Genomic DNA, 16,153 nt, shown 5'->3' on the forward strand with positions numbered 1-16,153 from the left:
CCGAATTTTTGACGGAGGAGTCACAATGAAAGCGTTTAGATTAGCCCTGCTCGCATCCGCGGTTCTGCTCGCGCCAACCTCGCTGGCTCTCAGCCAGGAATGCGCCAAGGAACCGGTAACGGTCGGCTTCCTGCCCAAGCTCGACACCGATCCCTACTTCAAGGTCGCCCAGCAGGGCGCCGAGGAGGCCGCCAAGGAAATCGGCGGCAAGGCGATCCAGGTCGCGCCCTCGCAAGCGACTGCCGAAGCGCAGATCGACTTCATCAACAGCCTGGTCTCGCAAAAGGTCGGCGTCATCGCGATTTCGGCCAATGACGCCAATGCCGTCGCGCCGGCCTTGAAGCGTGCCGCACAGCAGGGCGTCAGGGTCGTGTCCTACGATTCCGACGTCGCGGGTGACGCCCGCTCGATCTTCATCAACCAGGCCAAGGGCGACAGCCTGGCCGAGATGATGCTGGAAAGCGCCTATAATCTGACCGGCGGCGAGGGCGAGTTCGCGATCCTGTCGTCGACGCCGACGGCAACCAACCAGAATGCCTGGATCGACTTCATGAAGAAGAAGATGGCGGCCGAGCCGAAGTTCGCCAAGATGAAGCTGGTCCAGGTCGCCTATGGCGAGGAGAGCGAGCAGATCAACCAGCAGCAGGCGCTGGCGCTGGTGCAGGCGTTCCCCGACCTCAAGGCGATCATCGTTCCGGCCGGCATCGGCCTGCCGGCGGCGGCACGTGCATTGGAGGAAGCCGGCATGATCGGCAAGGTCAAGCTGACCGGTCTGGCCCCGGCGACGCTGATCTCGAAATACATCAAGGACGGCGCTGCCCAGGACATCTGGTGGAATGTCTCCGATCTCGGCTACCTGACCTACCAGGCCGCCCAGGCACTGGCGCAGTGCAAGATCACCGGCAAGGAAGGCGACAAGTTCACCGCCGGCCGGCTCGGCGAATACACGATCGGCGCCGGTGGTGAATTGATCCTGGGGCCGGCCAAGATCGTCACCCCCGACAATCTGGCCGAGTTCAAGTTCTGATCCCGCGGTCTTGAAACCACGGCGGGCGCCGGCTCCAGCCGGTGCCCCCCTCTCAACTCGCTTCTTTCAGTCGAACAATGTGGGGGCGGCAATGAAAATGTTGCTTGCAGGCGAAACCTTCGCGGCAACGACCTCGGTCGCCGTCGGGGGCGATGTGCTGACAAGTGCGACATCGACAAATGGTGCAACGGCCTTCAACGCCGCGCTCGCCGGTGAGGGCATCGCGGTCACACAGATCGGCGGCGATCGCTGTGGTGCCGAGTTTCCGTTCGATCTCGATGCGCTCGCCCAGTACCAGGCCGTGGTGATCTCCGATGTCGGCGCGCTGACCTTGCTGGTGACACCGGATGCCCGCGCCGGCCGTGTCGGCGTCAACCGCCTCGAAATGCTCAAGGCCTATGTCGAAGCTGGTGGCGGATTGATGCTGGCGGGCGGCTATATGGGCTTTCAAGGCATGTTCGGGACGGCGCGGTTCTATGACACCCCGGTCGAGGATGTGTTGCCCGTGCGCTGCCTGCCGTTCAGCGACGGCATGGAGGTGCCGCAAGGCCTGCAGGCCTTGATCCTGCAGCCGTCGCATCCGATCTTTGCCGGCGTGCCGGGGCCATTGCCACCGATCCTCGGCATGAACAAGCTGGATTTCAGGAGTGACGGTTCGTCCCGGCTTCTGGCGACCTGCCACCATCGCGGCGCGGATTGGCCGCTTCTTGCCGTCCGCAACCATGGCCACGGCCGCACTGTGGCCTGGGCGACCGATATCGGCCCGCACTGGCTGTCGCAGGATTTCCTAGGATGGCCGCTCTACGGAAAACTGATGGCGAACATCATCCGTTGGCTCGCCGGTAAAGAATAGGAAGTCCCGGGATTTCCTGGGCTGGATGCCAAGTTTGACCAGTGTCGTTACCCCGGCCTCCCTCCGGGCTTTCGGCGAAACGAAACGCTTGTTTGGCGCGAAGCGGCACTGGTCAAAACCACCTCAACATCAATTGCAAACGCAGGAGACCGCCATGAAATTTTTTGTCGACACGGCCGATGTCAAGGACATCCGTGAGCTCAATGATCTGGGGCTGCTCGATGGCGTTACCACCAATCCGTCGCTGATCCTGAAATCCGGCGGCAAGATTGCCGAGGTCACCAGACAGATCTGCGACATCGTCAAGGGCCCGGTATCGGCTGAAGTCACCGCCACCGAATATTCCGAGATGATGGAACAGGCCAGGGTGCTGGCAAAGATCGCCGACAATGTCTGCATCAAGGTGCCGCTGACCCTGGACGGCCTGAGGGCCTGCAAGACGATCCGCACCGCATGGTCAACGTCACGCTGTGCTTTTCGGCCAACCAGGCGCTGCTGGCGGCCAAGGCCGGCGCTTCCTTCATCTCGCCATTCGTCGGCCGCATCGATGATATGGGCATCGACGGCTTGGAGTTGAAATGTCTTTATCTCGCCATCTGGCTTGGTAATCACGCAACCCGCAACGAGAGGGTCACTGCCACCGAAACCGCCGTCAGCAAGCTCAATGCCGACATGACGACCGTGAAGGAAGTCACCGCCGAAGTCACGCGGTGGAAGCTCATGGGGCTCGGCGCCCTTGGTGTAACCGGCATGGCCGCCGCCGCGCTGGCATCCCTTGTCACTGCGTATTGGCATGACATCTGGCGGATGCTGCGAGGCGGATGACCAACACCGCGCCGGCGGTCCCCGGCAAACAGGAGCGAAACCATGCCAAAGCTCCATCCTCCTGATCTGGTCATCGCCCGCACTCTCGCTGTGCCGTGGCCTGCGTGACCATTTTCCCGACGCCAGCAATATGATCCGCCCGTCTCGGCTCACGCTGGGGCGGGCTTTTTGCGTTTTGGGAACCAATTCAGCGCAAGCTAATTGAATCGCGGTTTGGGTGGGTTCCGTGCATGCGTTTGAAATTCGTCGCGCCCTTGATGCCAACCCTTGTCGAGCAGCCTCCCGAAGGCGACGACTGGATTCACGAGGTCAAGTTCGACGGCTACCGATCCCAGATCTATCAGAAGTTGCTGGCACATGTCAGCGCCAGAGCCCTATACTGCGACTCCGAGCGACCGAGCCTTGGCTGTTTGGAAATTGGACGTCGGCGAATGATCGCCCCTTTTATTAAAGGTCTACACTAGTGTCTGCGGCAGAACGCAAACGGCGAGAGCGTGTTGATACCGGAGACAATACTACTCGGTCTTGGAGGATTTCTCGGCCGCTAGTATTGCGGGGCTTGGCGTTGGCTCACGACGGCATAATGGGTGCTGTCGCGATGTTGCTTTCGCTCGTTTTGAGGTTTGATTTCGATATTGTCGTTCAAAGCCTGACGTATTTCCTTGGTGCGGCGGCTCTATTCGGGCTTATTGTCAGCGGCGTCGGTTTCTTGTTTGGCCTGAACCGTGGTATTTGGCGCTATGCGTCGCTCTCGGATCTCCTAGCAATCACCTATGCTGCTAGCGCGTCCGTCGCTAGTTTCACAGTGGCCCAATTCCTGCTGTATCGACTGGGCTCGATTCCCCGCTCTTCGATCTTGATCGCCTGGGCCTTCCTGATCCTGTTGCTAGCCGGGCCGCGTGCCGCATATCGGCTCTATCGTAATCGCCACGACACCGGTCGCTTGTTCGATCGCGGCACCTGTAAGTTCGTGCTGCTGGTTGGAGCCACCGACAACGCCGACGCCTTCCTGAGGGCCACTAAGGAGAGAAATAATGCGTCATTCAATATCCTTGCGATAATCGACGAACGGAGTCGCAGGACCGGACGTTCTATTCGCGGGGTTCCAGTGTTGGGTCCGCTGGAAAGACTGCCGCAGATCCTCGATCGATTTGAGGCACAGGGGCGGCGACCCGAAGCGCTCATCCTGACGCGTTCCCGCGAGGATTATCAACGGCACGCCAGCATCGAGGCGTTGGTTGAGATTGCGGCACAGCAGAAAGTCGAAATCCTGAAGCTACCGAACCTTCTCGATATGCAAAGCATCGATGCTGAAATTGAGCCGCGTCCGATCAAGTTGGAAGATCTGCTGCATCGGCCGCCCGTTAGACTTGATGCGCTCAAGATCGCCTCGATGATCGAGGGCAGGACCGTCATGATCACCGGCGCGGGCGGTTCGATTGGATCCGAGCTGGCACGACAGGTTGCGGCCCTGAACCCACGCGGCCTCATTCTCGTGGACGCCAGCGAGCACCTTCTTTACTCTATCGAGACTGAACTCGCTGGCATCCGCCCGAGCCTCGAGTTGCATGCTGCCCTCTGCAACGTGCGCGAAAAGGACGCCGTCAACAGAATCGTTGCCGGCCATAGGCCCGACGTGCTCTTCCACGCAGCAGCACTCAAGCATGTGCCGATCGTTGAGGCTCAGCCGCTTGAAGGCCTTTTCACCAACGCGATCGGGACGCGTAATGTCGCTGAGGCCGCGCTTCGTGCCAACGTCTCAACGATGATTATGGTGTCGACCGACAAGGCTGTGAATCCCTCTAGCGTTATGGGCGCGACCAAGCGGATGGCGGAGATGTTCTGCCAGGCGATGGATCTGGACTCGGCGGTCAACGGCACACGTTTCGTCACCGTTCGGTTCGGCAACGTCCTAGGCTCGGCCGGATCCGTGGTCCCGCTGTTCGAGAAGCAGATCAGGGCCGGCGGCCCTGTGACAGTTACCCATCCGGAAATGGAACGCTTTTTCATGACAATTTCGGAAGCCTGCCTCCTCGTCCTGCAGGCGGCGGCGCATAGCCGGGAGCGGCAACAGGAGCGCGGCCAAATCTACGTTCTAGACATGGGCTCGCCGGTGAAGATCGTGGATCTTGCTCGAAATCTCATCCGTCTCTCGGGGCACCGCCCGGACACCGACATTCAGATAGTCTATACCGGGCTTCGGCCTGGGGAAAAGCTTTACGAGGAACTCTTCGACAACAAGGAAACCTTGAGGGGGACCGGTGCGTCGGGGATCCTGGCCGCATCTCCACGGTCGATCGAGGGAGCGCTGATCGTGCGCATCTTCGACGAAATGAAGCGCAGGATCGACGCCCAAGATTTGCCCGGTGCCCTACGGCTTCTGAAATCGACCGTCGGGGAGTTTACTCCGGGGAGCGAGATTCACCTGCTGATGAGCGGGGAGGACTCGGGCAAGCACTGATCCCCTGGCGACATAGCGGTAAGGACGGTTTATCGCGCTCAATTTCCTGAAGCCGAACGCCTCGCCCAGCGTATCGGTCGGATCGTGCGCAATGGGTCAAGCCGGGCCTGATCGGCCGCGTGAAGCACTTGCGCGGCGAAGAGAATTTGCGGCACGCTTCGCTGTAGGATTTTCGAGAGGAAGACGACAATGGCCGTGGCTAAGAAGGACCAGGAGCGCGTCACCTACGCGTGGATGTATGGCGCACAGGCGCGCAAGGACGGCAAAGAGCGGGGCGTGCCCGAATACTGGCAGGAATTTGCCGACGCATGGCTGCAGGGCTTTGATGGCGTGCCGATCGCCGGCACTGGCAAGGCCAAGCCTGTGAGTGACCAGATGGAAGCGGAGGTCGACGAAGCCGGGGTCAGCAAGAGTTAGGCTTGCCAGCGGGCTCCCGCCGCGCAATATTTCCGGTGGGGGAAGCAATGCGGGAACTGCCTCGAAACATTGATGCTGATGTGGTCTTGGCCATCGGTCATTGGCTTGACGACCAGGCGAAGATGACGCCGGTTTCCATCGCTGCGGCGATTGCTGGGAGCAGGAGCTACGGGAACACAAAAAAAAGGGCGCCTACATCTGCGAGTCTGATGCAACCGCCTCGGGTTTCCGCGCCGCTGAGAACGAAAAGCAACCCCGTAGTCGGCGGCGATCACTCGCGACCCGCATTTACTCACCAAGCCCACATTCGCCCCGCTGGCTCCGGCCGGCGGGCTTTATTGTTTCAGTCGTGGTAATGCAACTGCATTCGGGTGTTGATAAACCCCTTCGCGGTCCTTCTCTATATGGAGATCGGCTTCTGGCTGGCGGCCCGCAATCGCAATTGCAACCAACCCCCTTCGCCGCTCGTTGATCCATGCTGGGTTGATTCGTGGCCATCCAGACCCTCGCCCGCCCGTATCGGTCTGGCAGGCCTTTTTTCTCGGAATTTGAATCAAATTCTGCGCTGCGCCTTGAGGCCTAGAAAACCATCTTACCGAATATGGTTTTAGCAGCTGCGTCTAATATGCCGCTCGCAAGTTGGTCTTGTACAGTCACTCACGGCTGTTAAAGGCAACCAAGGAGAATCGCATGTATTCCCTGAACAAAAGTCTGGTCAAGACTTTGGCCGGCAGCGTATTGGCAATTGCATTATCTTTCCCGGCTGGCGCGGCTGGTATTGGCGTCGGCGCCGGCGCATCAGTTGGCGGCGCTAGTGGAGTAAACGCTGGCGTTGGAGCCTCCGTTGGCGGTAGCGGCGGCATCGGCGTCGGGGCAGGTGCTTCCATAGGCGGCAACGGCGGCGTGAATGCTGGTGCTGGCACGAATGTAGGCGGCTCCAACGGTGTCAGTGCCGGTCTGGGCGCCTCTGTTGGCGGTAGCAATGGCGTCAATGCCGGCGCAGGTGCCAATGTCGGCGGGTCCAATGGCGTCAGCGCCGGGCTTGGTGCTGCCGTTGGCGGCGCGAATGGTGTTAACGCTGGCGCCTCCGTTGGCGGAACAAACGGCGTTAACGCCGGGCTCGGTGCCACGGTCGGCGGAACAAACGGGGTAGGCGTTGGCGTCGGCCCGGGCGTGGGCGTGGGAGGCATCAATCCGTCAACTACCAGCAACCCAGCCAATCCGAGCAACCCCAGCCGTCTGCCGGCAACGGTCGCCCAGATGTCGGACAGCCAACTTGCGCGGATGAAGAAGCGTTGCGCCGACGTACTCGGCAACTCGGGTTCGTATGATCGCGACTTGCGCCAGTTGTGCCTGCTGATCGCGCGCCGTTAGGAAGCTGCGAGACAAAGTTCGCGGTCAATCATTTTGGTGGCGACTGGCACAACTCCCCTCACCAGTCCTCCCAAGGCAGCCCCGCTGCGGAGCATACTGCATCGGGGCTTTCTGTACGGATGCAAGCGCCCTCGGAATGAGATCCGTGCTGCTGAACAGTCAATGCGTGGTTCCTCCATGGCGCGACTTGGCCAAGCGGCTGTTGTAATCCGAGGCCTCGTCAGCAGTAGAGAACTGCTTTGCAGTCACGGTCCCATTAGGTGCTAAAACGACCGCCAGGAAAGGCAAGCCCTTCGTTGGCGGGCTGTAGATCGCGTAAGCAGGCTGCTTTTCTTTTACCGCCAAGGTAGTTCCTCCCGTGCGCCAGCGGATCGAACACGCGGCCGCGCTAAAGGTTCCGGAACCGTTTCAGCAAAACTCCTGCCTGGAACCGTAGCCTCGGCGAGCTTATGGCTCGATGAGCACGCGCGGCACCAACTTCCTCGACCAATGGCTGAGCAACAATCTGTCGGGCATCGTCGGCGCCGATGTCATCTCGGTTGCCGAGGCGATCCAGAAATTGTTCACCGACGCCAAGGCGATCGGCATCAGCAGCGCCGAGATCGAGGAAGACACCGGCAGCGTCTACGAAACCGTCTTGGACGCAATCGTCCATCATGATGCTGGTGTCGCGGAATAAGCGCTATTCCATATCCGGCACGTCGCCATTGGTGAAAAGCACCATCGGCGGCCGTTCCAGTTGTTTACGAATCCGTAAGTCGCTCAGGCCAATCCAGTTAGCTATAGCTGTGGCGAGCAGCTGACCCTTTGCGTTTCGGCAGCTTAATAGGGGGCCTCGAACCCCCGATGGAACGGGAGAGTTTGCGATGCGATTGCAGTTTGCCCCTATGTTTTCAATTGCAACTGTTGCGGCCATTCTGGCGCTTGCGCCGAGCGCGGCAACGGCTGCGACCAAGACCGCCAAAGAATGCAATGCCGAATACGCTGCCAACAAACCCGCCATTCAGAGCTCTGGTGAGAAGAAAGCGGATTTCATTGCAGCGTGCCGCGCGGGCACCGAGGTCATCCCTGGCGGCATAGCGCCGGCCACCACAGCTGCTCCCGCCAAGAAAACGGCTCCGGCGTCGACCAACAACGCGGCTGCGGCCGGGACCGTGAAAACGGCAAAAGCCTGCGATGCTGAGTACGCAGCCAACAAGGACGCGATCAAAGGATCTGGCGAAACCAAGAAGGAATTCGTTGCTGCGTGCCGAGCCGGAACCGAAGTGATTCCCGGCGTGCAGAGCACAACCACAACCCCGACGCCCTCGAAGCCGGCGCCAACCACAACGACGGCACCGGCCACCACCACAACTCGGCCCAAGAACGCGCCGGCACCATCTGCAACCGCCACACCGACGGGTGCCAACCAGTTCGCGACCGAGGGGCAGGCGAAAGCTCGTTGCCCGGCCGGCATTGTGGTGTGGGTGAACCTGAAGTCGAAGATTTTCCACTTCGCCGGGAGCAGGAACTACGGGAACACAAAAAAGGGCGCCTACATCTGCGAGTCCGATGCAACCGCCTCGGGCTTCCGCGCCGCTGAGAACGAAAAGCAACCGCAGTAGTCGGCGGCGATCTCACTCGCGACCCGCAATTTACTCACCACCCTCACATTCGCCCCGCTGGCTTCGACCTGGCGGGGCTCTTCGTTGTGGCTCGCAGAACCTCATTCCGGTCGATCAGCTTTCAGAACAGCCCGTCTCGACCGCAAATGCCGGCTCTCTCACGGCGGCCGGCGTAGGTAATATCTACGGCGTCGACTCGACAAACAAGTTTGCTCGGATTGGCGACATCAGCTGGGATTGATGATTGCCGCGTCAACGGAGGGCTGATATCCCACTCCGCAAATGATTTACAAGAACATTCAGGGTCTTCGCGCCATCGCGGCTTTGATGGTGGTGTTCTCGCACTCTTTTTGGCCTCTCGTGCCGATGCGGGCTCACTGGTCTCCGGTCTTCGTTGGCGCTATCGGGCCAGCTGGCGTCGATCTGTTCTTTGTGATTTCTGGCTTCGTCGTCTTCTTGTCCGCAGACCGATTGGGGAAAGGCGCCGAGAGCACAGGGATGTTGCGAGCCTTACGAGAGTTCGTCGTGCGGCGCGTGTTTCGGATTTATCCTGTCTACTGGATCGCGTTTGCAATCGCCACGCTGGCAATGACGTGGGCAGACCTCTCCCCGGCGGGGATGGCGCAGCAACCTTGGTGGAAGCTAAAGCGTGTCGCGATTAATTGGCCTCATATCCGGCAGCCTTGAAGAAGTTTCTGCATTCGGCTGGCTCGAACAGGTGGCAGATATCGCCGAGAGCGTCGCAGAGGGCATCGAAAGTTCTGGCCGCCTTCTTTCGCAGCCGCGCCTTGAGTTTTGAGTAGGCCATCTCGATCGGATTGAGATCGGGTGAGTATGGCGGCAGGAACAGGAGCCATGCGCCCCTTTGGCGAACCAGTTGGGCAGCGCGCTCGTTCTTGTGGAAGCCGACATTATCGAGAATGACGACATCGCCGGGCGACAGTTCGGGAGCGAGCTGCGTTTCGACGTAGCGTTCGAAGATGGCGGCATTCATCGGCGCGTTGACGATCCACGGCGCGACAAGACCGTGACATCGCAGCCCGGCGATGAAGGTCTGCGTCTGCCATTTGCCGAATGGCGCATGCGTCCTGAAGCGCTCGCCCTTCGGCGCCCAGCCGGTGCGTTTGGTCAGTTTGGTATTGGTCGACGTCTCATCGATGAAGATCAGCCGCGCCAAAGCCTTGTTGAAGAAGCGCTTTCGCCGCCCGATCCACAGTTCACGCGCCTGGCGCACGTCGGCCCGCTGCTGCTCGCTGGCCAGTAGAGTTTTTTATGACTGAGCCCAAGGCGATTGAGCAGGCGACCGACATTGGAGCGGTGCACGCTCACCCCGCGCACCTCCAGCTCGACGCAAAGCTCATCTAGCGTCAGTTCGCCGGTCTCGGCCAACCGCGAGCGGACAAACTCGGCATGCGGCTCAAGCTTGCCGCCGCCCACATGGCCCTGCCGACGCGCTTCAAGCGAACCGGTCTGCCGCCGCAGGTTGATCAGATTGTTCACAAAGCGAGGCGAAACGCGGAAATGGCGCGCAGCCTCGCGGTGACCATGTCCCTCATCGACATACGCAACAACACGCCGACGCAACTCAAGCGGTAGCGGCTTGCCCATCGCGGTCTCCTTTCAGCCGCAATGAATCACGAACTCAAATCTATGGGAATCCTGAATCCCTTAAATCGCGACACGCTTTAGCTTTGCTCATTGACCAGCCGAACAACCGAATTCTGGCGGCTTGGACCCTGCAATACGAGATGGTTTTCTACACCATGTGTACCTTGGGAATTCTGCTGTTCCCGCGTCGCATTGTGGCTGTTTTAACGCTCTGGTTCTCCGGTGTAGTCTACGTATGGGCGGCCGGAATCTACACGCCGTCTGTCTTCATGCCGCCGATCGTGTTGGAGTTCGCTTTCGGTATCGCCGTCGCCTTCCTGGCCGAAAGGAAGTTCTCGGAGTACGCGGTAACCTCGCTCGCCATTGGAGTTTGCGGACTGTTCGCAGGGGCGGTTTACTACCATCTCAATGATCCCAACGCCGCCTGGGCACTCCCTCCGATGTGGCGAACTGTGTGTTTTGGCCTGCCGAGCGGTTTCATTGTCTATGGGCTCTTCGCCATCGAGATGAGGCAGATGTGGACATTTTCAAAGGCATGGATTCGCCTCGGGGACGCATCCTACTCGCTTTATCTGTGGCATCAGCTTTTGTTCGCGATAATGGCCGCCTGTTATGTGCAATTGGGCCTCACCGGAAAAGTAAACGAGTGGGTCTTGTGGCTTTCCCTCTTCGTGGTTGTGATCCCCGTTAGCTTCGTCAGCTTTTACCAGATCGAGCGCCGCATCAACAAATCCGGATTGGTGGCCTCGCTTGCCGGTCGAGAAAAAGAAGCCGCCTATCGCGCCTGCTGTTGCCGAGCTTAATCGCCATCTCCCCAAAAGGTAGCGCTCGCCGTCGCCGCGGTGCGCGAAGCAGAACCAGTGAGGCGCCTGCTCACGCCGGCTGCGGCAAGACCCCTTGGAATTGAGCGAGTTGCTTTGGAAAATGATGAGCCAGGTACCGTACAGCCTTGGGGCTATCCATCAGCCGGCTGAGGTACCCTCGTGCCGTCACATATTCGAGGTTCCACAACCCGTGGCGCTCAGCCGTGATCAGAAACTGGTCGCTCAATTGGGCAAACTCGGTTTCCATCGCCGCCAGCTGGGCAGCACTGATGCCTACGAACTGCTTCCGGAGGGTCGAAGGGTCTGCGAGTTGTGACTGCGGCGTGAGTGCGATGAAGACCCTTGCGCAATCGAGCTTCACCCTTTTCAACGCGATCATCAGCTGTGTTATCCTGACCTGCCGGCTTGGTGCCACTTTCCGCAGCAGGCCGAACATTTTCGGCGGCACGACGCAATCTTGCAAAAGGTCGAGGACTTCCGCGCAAATCCCTCCGACAAGCTGCTGGCTCGCGGCTGCGGCGTGGCTCTTGGCAATGGGTGCAGTCGGCCGCTCGCCCAGAATTCTATCCGCCAGTGCCCGTGGCATCGTCGCAAAGCCCTCCGCCTTCAACAGCGCGCGAAAAGCGTCAAGAACCAGCGGCGGGTGGAGGCCGTCAGCGATGCTCTCCAGGCGCTCTCGCGACGCATTCGCCTCGCGGATGAAGCGCCGCATTCGTTCGCTCTGGCATTTGTAGGTCTTCAGAAACACGTATGAATGAAGCTGTTTCGCGGACTCCCGTAAATCGCCGGTCAGATGGATTGCGTGTCGGTTGCTCATTAGAATGGGATAGCCTTCGGCTTGGGTCATCCCCATGGGCTCCCCTCGAGCGGCGCCCGCCTTGCCATCTCCACCAAAGGATCCAGCGACTGGAAAAGGAAGGCATCAAGGCGCACACCGTTGTTTGGGGAGAGCATAGGCGCTGCGCGTTGCGCCTCCGATGCTGGGGCGATCACATAGTCGCGAACCGTAACATTATCAGGCTTCATCCTGATCAAAACCGACACTTCGGGATCCGCCCGCTGCCGTTTGTGGAATGGCCAATGGGGATATCCGTAAGTCGAGGGGCGGCAGCGCGCTATCGATATCGCGATGGTGAATTCCTCATTGACGCTGACAAGATCGGTCTTGGGGTCATAGTGAGCAAGCCCGCCAGCCTGGCCGATCGTGGCCACAAGGTTCTTGATGATCTCCAGCCGGCGCCGATGAAGCTCGTTGTTGATGTTGAAATGCCGGTAATTCAGCGAGGCCTCAAATCCGACCAGCCTATAAGCCGCCTGAAGGCTTCCAAAGCGATGGATATAAAGGCGTTTCGTCGAGCAGCCTGGGTCAGCGTTGATGATCGAGCCCGATAACCAGCCTCGCTTTTCGAGAAGATTGGAAAGGTCTACTAGCATCTGGTCGTTGCTGATGCGCACAGGTCGTGCCTTTGCGACAGCTTGCGCGCGGTTGAAAAGCCTTCGGCTCACCAGCAGCTCGGACACATTCTCGGCGCGAATCCATTCGCTCGGAGGATTTCTCACCCGCTTGCGGTGCAGCCTCTCGGATGTCCGGTTCCATACATTGTTGCCAATGTATTGCTCGTTGGTCACGATCCCACGCACCGAAGCGGTCGTCCACGGACGGTTCAGGTCTGTGACCACGCCCCGCTCGTTCAATGCTCTTGCGATTTCGACCTCCAGCTTGCCCTTTACAAACTGCTTGAATATCCAACGGACGATTGCAATCTCTTCCGCCGGCCCAGGCACAAGGATTACCCGATCCGTTACCAGGCTCTTCCACTCCCTCGGCTTGAGGATGGCTTTCGGCTTCCGTGATGCATCTACCAGCAGGCGCCGAAAGCCGTATCCTGCGTATCCGCCTCCTCGGAAGCCCATCTTGACTATTCGGCTTTGACCGATGAAGACCTTCTGCGACAGCATGCGGCTCGCCTCGGCGGCCATACTGCGTTTGATGACCTTGAGCATATCTGACCCAATGCTGCCATCATTCGCAAATTGCTCGGCGCAAAACTCGATCCTCACACCGGCCATCTGGCATCGGTATTCGTAGGAGGCGCTTTCATCGATGTTCTGAAAACGGCCCCAACGGCTCACATCGTAGACAATGACCGTTTCGAAATCAGCACGCTTTGCTTCTATGTCCGCCAGCAGGCGTTGCAGCCCAGCGCGCCCGTTTATCTGCAGGCCGCTTTTACCTGCGTCCTCATAGGTAGCGACGATGTCGTAGCCCATGATGTCGGCATAGTCGCTGATCGCATCTTTCTGGTTCTCTATGGAATAAGTCTGGAGGTCGGTCGACATCCTTAGATACTGCGCCGCGCGGATTTTTGGCTTGGATGCGGAAGCCTTCAGAACGCCAGGATCTCTGTCCATCGTTTTTCGTGCCAGCACAAAGTTTTAGCCGACAATCTATCGAGATTCCGCCTGCCGTTTGGTTACGGATTTATGGACAGTTTATTTTGAATGGGCTGCTTTGTGCCGCCAGCCTTGTTTCCGGCCCGAAGACAATATTGTTCAACCAGCGGGAAACCATGACTCACTTCGTGAGAAAGCGCGCCCCCATTCCGCCGCAATGCGACCGCACGTGGCGATCCATAGGGATTTCAGGCCTTCAAGGGAGACTTCACATGAACTTTCACAAAACCATTGCCGCCGTGCTGATGACTGCGGCACTCGCAGGCTGCGCACAGACAGAGGGCCAGCAGCGAGCCGGAACCGGCGCGCTGATCGGCGGCGCCGGCGGCGCTCTCGTCGGCCAGGCCATTGGCGGCGACACCAAGAGCACCGTCATTGGTGCGGCCAGCGGCGCCCTGCTCGGCGCGGTGGTCGGCTCGGCCACCACCCCGCAACCGCAACGGCGCGGCGAACAGATGTGCCGCTACCAGGACCGCGACGGCCGCATCTACACCGCGCCTTGCGACGACCGCTATTACAACGGCAATTATTGAGTAGCCCCTTCTCCCCGTAGAACGGGGAGAAGGTCCCGGCAGGGGGTTGAGGGGCAGCGCGATGTTCTGAAATGCAGGCATCGCCTGCTCAGCCAGTGTCGCCGGGAGGCGGCGCCGCTATGTCATCTTTTGCGCATATCACGGTGCTATGGAGCTGATGCGGCGGGATTCTGGAGGTCGTTATGACGACGACAAGCCTTGCTGGCACCCTGAAAAACCGCGGCAAACAGGTGGCGAAACGGCTGCTTGGCTACGATTCCCGCAACTGGCTGCGCATCCGCCAGATCGAGGCGTTCACGGTCTTCCTCGAAGCGGGCAATCGCAAAGCCTCCGATGTTATCGAGATCTCGCCCGGCTGGAACCGCTACTGGCGAGCGATGTGCCCCAACTACCGGTCGGTTGATTTCCCCAACTTCGACATCTGCAAGGACCGCACCGACGAGCAATATTCCATCGTCATCGCCGACCAGGTGCTGGAACATGTGCCGCGGCCGCTGGCGGCGGTGCAGAACATCCACGCCATGACCCGGCCCGGCGGCTGGGCCATGGTGGCGACGCCGTTTCTGTTCAGGGTGCACGCCAGGCCGCACGACTACAACAGATGGACCCCCGCCGGCCTGAAGCAGCTGATGGTCGAGGGCGGCTTCCCCGAAGCCAACGTCAAGGTCCACGGCTGGGGCAACAAGGCCTGCGCCAGGGCCCATATCGGCGGTCCCGTGCGCGCCTACGGCCTGTGGCGCGACCTGAGCAACGACGAGGAATACCCGCTGATGGTCTGGGCGTTCGCGAAGAAGGCGTGAGTACCCCTTCACTTCGATCCGGCTTGTTCTGATCTGGAAAGGGACGTTGTCCGACACTATTGTGCCGCGCGATGCGAGCGAAGTTCTTGCGCGATGGTGTTGATGGCTCTGTGATCTCGACCAAGCGCCGGAACCCGGATGGTCTCCAGTTCCTGACCCGCGATGGGTCAATTGCTTGCTTTGGCACCGCAATTGCAATGACGGGTACGAATTCATAGAGCTTGGCCAGGCAAGCGGCCTGACACCCTGGCAGATGTTTACCAAGATCAGGCTCCCTTTCGCCATCCCGAGCATAATGGCGGGGATCAACCAATGCCTGATGATGGCATTCGGCATGGTCGTCATTGCCGGCATCGTCGGATCTGGCGGTCTGGGTGAGACAATCTATTCGGCGGTGCGCACGCTCGACATCGCCACGTCGATCAACGCCGCGATAGCGATCGTTATCCTGACCATGGTGCTCGACAGGCTTACGCAGAGCGTGGCGCGCCGCGCCAAGGGAGACGCACGATGAATCCTGATCTGCTCCAGTTTTCGCCGGGCGCTTACCTCGCCCCTGCCGTGGACTGGCTGAACAAGAACTTCCATCCGTTCTTCGATGCCGTGACCAAGCTGATCGAGGCGGTGCTGGGTGGCATCGAAACCGCCCTGCTCTACCCGCCGCCTTACGCGACGATCGTCATTGCTGTCCTTCTCGCCGCGTTCTTCGTCAGCGTCAGGGTCTCGGTGGTGACGGCCATTGCGCTCACATTCTGCTTGCTGGCGGGTTTCTGGACCGCTTCGATGCAGACGCTTGCGCTGGTGACGGTGGCGGTGATCATTTCCGTCGCGGTCGCGTTCCCGCTTGGCGTCCTGGCATCACGCTACCGCAAGTTCGAGGCCGCGATCCGACCCGTGTTGGACATCATGCAGACCGTGCCACCATGGGTCTATCTCATTCCCGCCGTCATGATCTTCAGCCTCGGCCGCGTTCCGGCAATCATCGCCACGATCGTCTACGGCATCCCGCCGATGCTGCGCCTGACAACGCTCGCCTTCAACCAGGTGCCGAAAGACCTGCTGGAGCTCGGCCAGGCCACCGGCGCCTCGCCGCGGTCGATCCTGTTCAAGATCGAGATCCCTTCGGCCACCCCGACACTGCTGGTCGGCCTTAACCAGTGCATCCTCTCGTCGCTGGCTATGGTCGTCCTGGCGGGCCTCGTCGGAGCTGGCGGTCTCGGCGCCGAAGTGACGCGGGGATTGACGCGGATGGAGATGGGCCTAGGCCTGCGGGCCGGCCTGTCGATCGTCGCCGTCGCCATCCTCCTCGACCGGGTTTCCAGGGGCGTGCTGCAGCGCAGCCAGGCGCCTGGCGCAGCAAAGCCCGCCTGAAC

The 16,153-nt window shown here is 60.0% G+C and carries 17 protein-coding genes and 3 pseudogenes; 15 read left to right on the forward strand and 5 right to left on the reverse strand.

Annotation, left to right across the window (positions count from 1 at the left end):
- Positions 1-25 precede the first annotated feature (25 nt).
- The 7 genes and pseudogenes from BPNPMPFG_RS41845 (at position 26) to BPNPMPFG_RS41880 (ending at position 6,957) form a co-directional block, all read left to right on the forward strand.
- On the forward strand, positions 26-1,027 hold the full coding sequence (locus BPNPMPFG_RS41845) for a rhamnose ABC transporter substrate-binding protein (RefSeq protein WP_258599503.1): 1,002 nt from the start codon (positions 26-28) through the stop codon (positions 1,025-1,027).
- A gap of 91 nt (positions 1,028-1,118) precedes the next feature.
- On the forward strand, positions 1,119-1,880 hold the full coding sequence (locus tag BPNPMPFG_RS41850; RefSeq protein WP_258599505.1) for a glutamine amidotransferase: 762 nt from the start codon (positions 1,119-1,121) through the stop codon (positions 1,878-1,880).
- 154 nt (positions 1,881-2,034) lie between these two features.
- Positions 2,035-2,705 (forward strand): annotated as a pseudogene (locus BPNPMPFG_RS43585) (transaldolase family protein).
- A gap of 230 nt (positions 2,706-2,935) precedes the next feature.
- Positions 2,936-3,043, forward strand: a pseudogene (locus BPNPMPFG_RS41865) (ATP-dependent DNA ligase); the annotation flags it as partial.
- A 245-nt stretch (positions 3,044-3,288) separates the two neighbouring features.
- Complete coding sequence (locus BPNPMPFG_RS41870; protein ID WP_258599159.1) at positions 3,289-5,166, forward strand: polysaccharide biosynthesis protein; 1,878 nt, start codon at positions 3,289-3,291, stop codon at positions 5,164-5,166.
- A 189-nt stretch (positions 5,167-5,355) separates the two neighbouring features.
- A complete protein-coding gene (locus BPNPMPFG_RS41875) occupies positions 5,356-5,583 on the forward strand; it encodes a hypothetical protein (RefSeq protein ID WP_258599161.1) in 228 nt (75 codons plus the stop codon).
- Between the two features lie 690 nt (positions 5,584-6,273).
- The gene (locus BPNPMPFG_RS41880; RefSeq protein WP_258599162.1) at positions 6,274-6,957 is read left to right on the forward strand and encodes a hypothetical protein; all 684 of its coding nucleotides are present in this window, start codon (positions 6,274-6,276) and stop codon (positions 6,955-6,957) included.
- A gap of 159 nt (positions 6,958-7,116) precedes the next feature.
- Here BPNPMPFG_RS41880 and BPNPMPFG_RS41885 read toward each other — a convergent pair whose 3' ends face one another.
- Complete coding sequence (locus BPNPMPFG_RS41885; RefSeq protein WP_258599163.1) at positions 7,117-7,302, reverse strand: hypothetical protein; 186 nt, start codon at positions 7,300-7,302, stop codon at positions 7,117-7,119.
- A 112-nt stretch (positions 7,303-7,414) separates the two neighbouring features.
- On the opposite strand from BPNPMPFG_RS41885, the gene BPNPMPFG_RS41890 reads away from it, so the two are divergent.
- From BPNPMPFG_RS41890 to BPNPMPFG_RS41900, 3 genes are all read left to right on the forward strand, one after another.
- Positions 7,415-7,636 carry a DUF768 domain-containing protein gene (locus tag BPNPMPFG_RS41890; RefSeq protein ID WP_258599165.1) on the forward strand — a complete coding sequence of 74 codons (222 nt, stop codon included), beginning with the start codon at positions 7,415-7,417 and terminating at the stop codon, positions 7,634-7,636.
- A gap of 187 nt (positions 7,637-7,823) precedes the next feature.
- Positions 7,824-8,561, forward strand: coding sequence for a hypothetical protein (locus BPNPMPFG_RS41895; protein ID WP_258599167.1), 738 nt, complete (start codon positions 7,824-7,826; stop codon positions 8,559-8,561).
- A gap of 282 nt (positions 8,562-8,843) precedes the next feature.
- Positions 8,844-9,248 (forward strand): acyltransferase family protein, encoded by a 405-nt coding sequence (locus BPNPMPFG_RS41900; RefSeq protein WP_258599168.1) that lies wholly within the window; start codon positions 8,844-8,846, stop codon positions 9,246-9,248.
- Here the strand turns inward: BPNPMPFG_RS41900 and BPNPMPFG_RS41905 are convergent.
- Positions 9,220-9,795 carry an IS630 family transposase gene (locus tag BPNPMPFG_RS41905; RefSeq protein ID WP_258592110.1) on the reverse strand — a complete coding sequence of 192 codons (576 nt, stop codon included), beginning with the start codon at positions 9,793-9,795 and terminating at the stop codon, positions 9,220-9,222. The two genes, BPNPMPFG_RS41900 and BPNPMPFG_RS41905, sit on opposite strands and share 29 nt — an antisense overlap.
- Complete coding sequence (locus BPNPMPFG_RS41910) at positions 9,726-10,169, reverse strand: IS630 transposase-related protein (RefSeq protein WP_258599169.1); 444 nt, start codon at positions 10,167-10,169, stop codon at positions 9,726-9,728. The genes BPNPMPFG_RS41905 and BPNPMPFG_RS41910 overlap by 70 nt, the downstream gene beginning before the upstream one ends.
- A gap of 83 nt (positions 10,170-10,252) precedes the next feature.
- On the opposite strand from BPNPMPFG_RS41910, the gene BPNPMPFG_RS41915 reads away from it, so the two are divergent.
- Complete coding sequence (locus tag BPNPMPFG_RS41915; RefSeq protein ID WP_258599170.1) at positions 10,253-10,972, forward strand: acyltransferase family protein; 720 nt, start codon at positions 10,253-10,255, stop codon at positions 10,970-10,972.
- A 70-nt stretch (positions 10,973-11,042) separates the two neighbouring features.
- Here the strand turns inward: BPNPMPFG_RS41915 and BPNPMPFG_RS41920 are convergent, their stop codons facing one another.
- Entirely contained in the window at positions 11,043-11,840 is a 798-nt protein-coding gene (locus BPNPMPFG_RS41920) for a plasmid partitioning protein RepB C-terminal domain-containing protein (protein WP_258599171.1), read from the reverse strand.
- A complete protein-coding gene (locus tag BPNPMPFG_RS41925) occupies positions 11,837-13,405 on the reverse strand; it encodes a recombinase family protein (RefSeq protein ID WP_258599172.1) in 1,569 nt (522 codons plus the stop codon). The genes BPNPMPFG_RS41920 and BPNPMPFG_RS41925 overlap by 4 nt, the downstream gene beginning before the upstream one ends.
- Positions 13,406-13,659: 254 nt before the next feature.
- Here BPNPMPFG_RS41925 and BPNPMPFG_RS41930 point away from each other — a divergent pair, with 254 nt between their 5' ends.
- From BPNPMPFG_RS41930 to BPNPMPFG_RS41945, 4 genes and pseudogenes are all read left to right on the forward strand, one after another.
- The gene (locus BPNPMPFG_RS41930; RefSeq protein ID WP_258599174.1) at positions 13,660-13,980 is read left to right on the forward strand and encodes a YMGG-like glycine zipper-containing protein; all 321 of its coding nucleotides are present in this window, start codon (positions 13,660-13,662) and stop codon (positions 13,978-13,980) included.
- A gap of 182 nt (positions 13,981-14,162) precedes the next feature.
- On the forward strand, positions 14,163-14,780 hold the full coding sequence (locus BPNPMPFG_RS41935; protein ID WP_258599176.1) for a class I SAM-dependent methyltransferase: 618 nt from the start codon (positions 14,163-14,165) through the stop codon (positions 14,778-14,780).
- 208 nt (positions 14,781-14,988) lie between these two features.
- A pseudogene (locus BPNPMPFG_RS41940) lies at positions 14,989-15,294 on the forward strand (ABC transporter permease subunit); the annotation flags it as partial.
- Positions 15,291-16,151 (forward strand): ABC transporter permease, encoded by an 861-nt coding sequence (locus BPNPMPFG_RS41945; protein ID WP_258599178.1) that lies wholly within the window; start codon positions 15,291-15,293, stop codon positions 16,149-16,151. The pseudogene BPNPMPFG_RS41940 and the gene BPNPMPFG_RS41945, both read left to right, overlap by 4 nt.
- Positions 16,152-16,153: the final 2 nt, after the last annotated feature.

The sequence above is a fragment of the Mesorhizobium sp. AR07 genome (genome assembly GCF_024746815.1).
GTDB lineage: Bacteria > Pseudomonadota > Alphaproteobacteria > Rhizobiales > Rhizobiaceae > Mesorhizobium.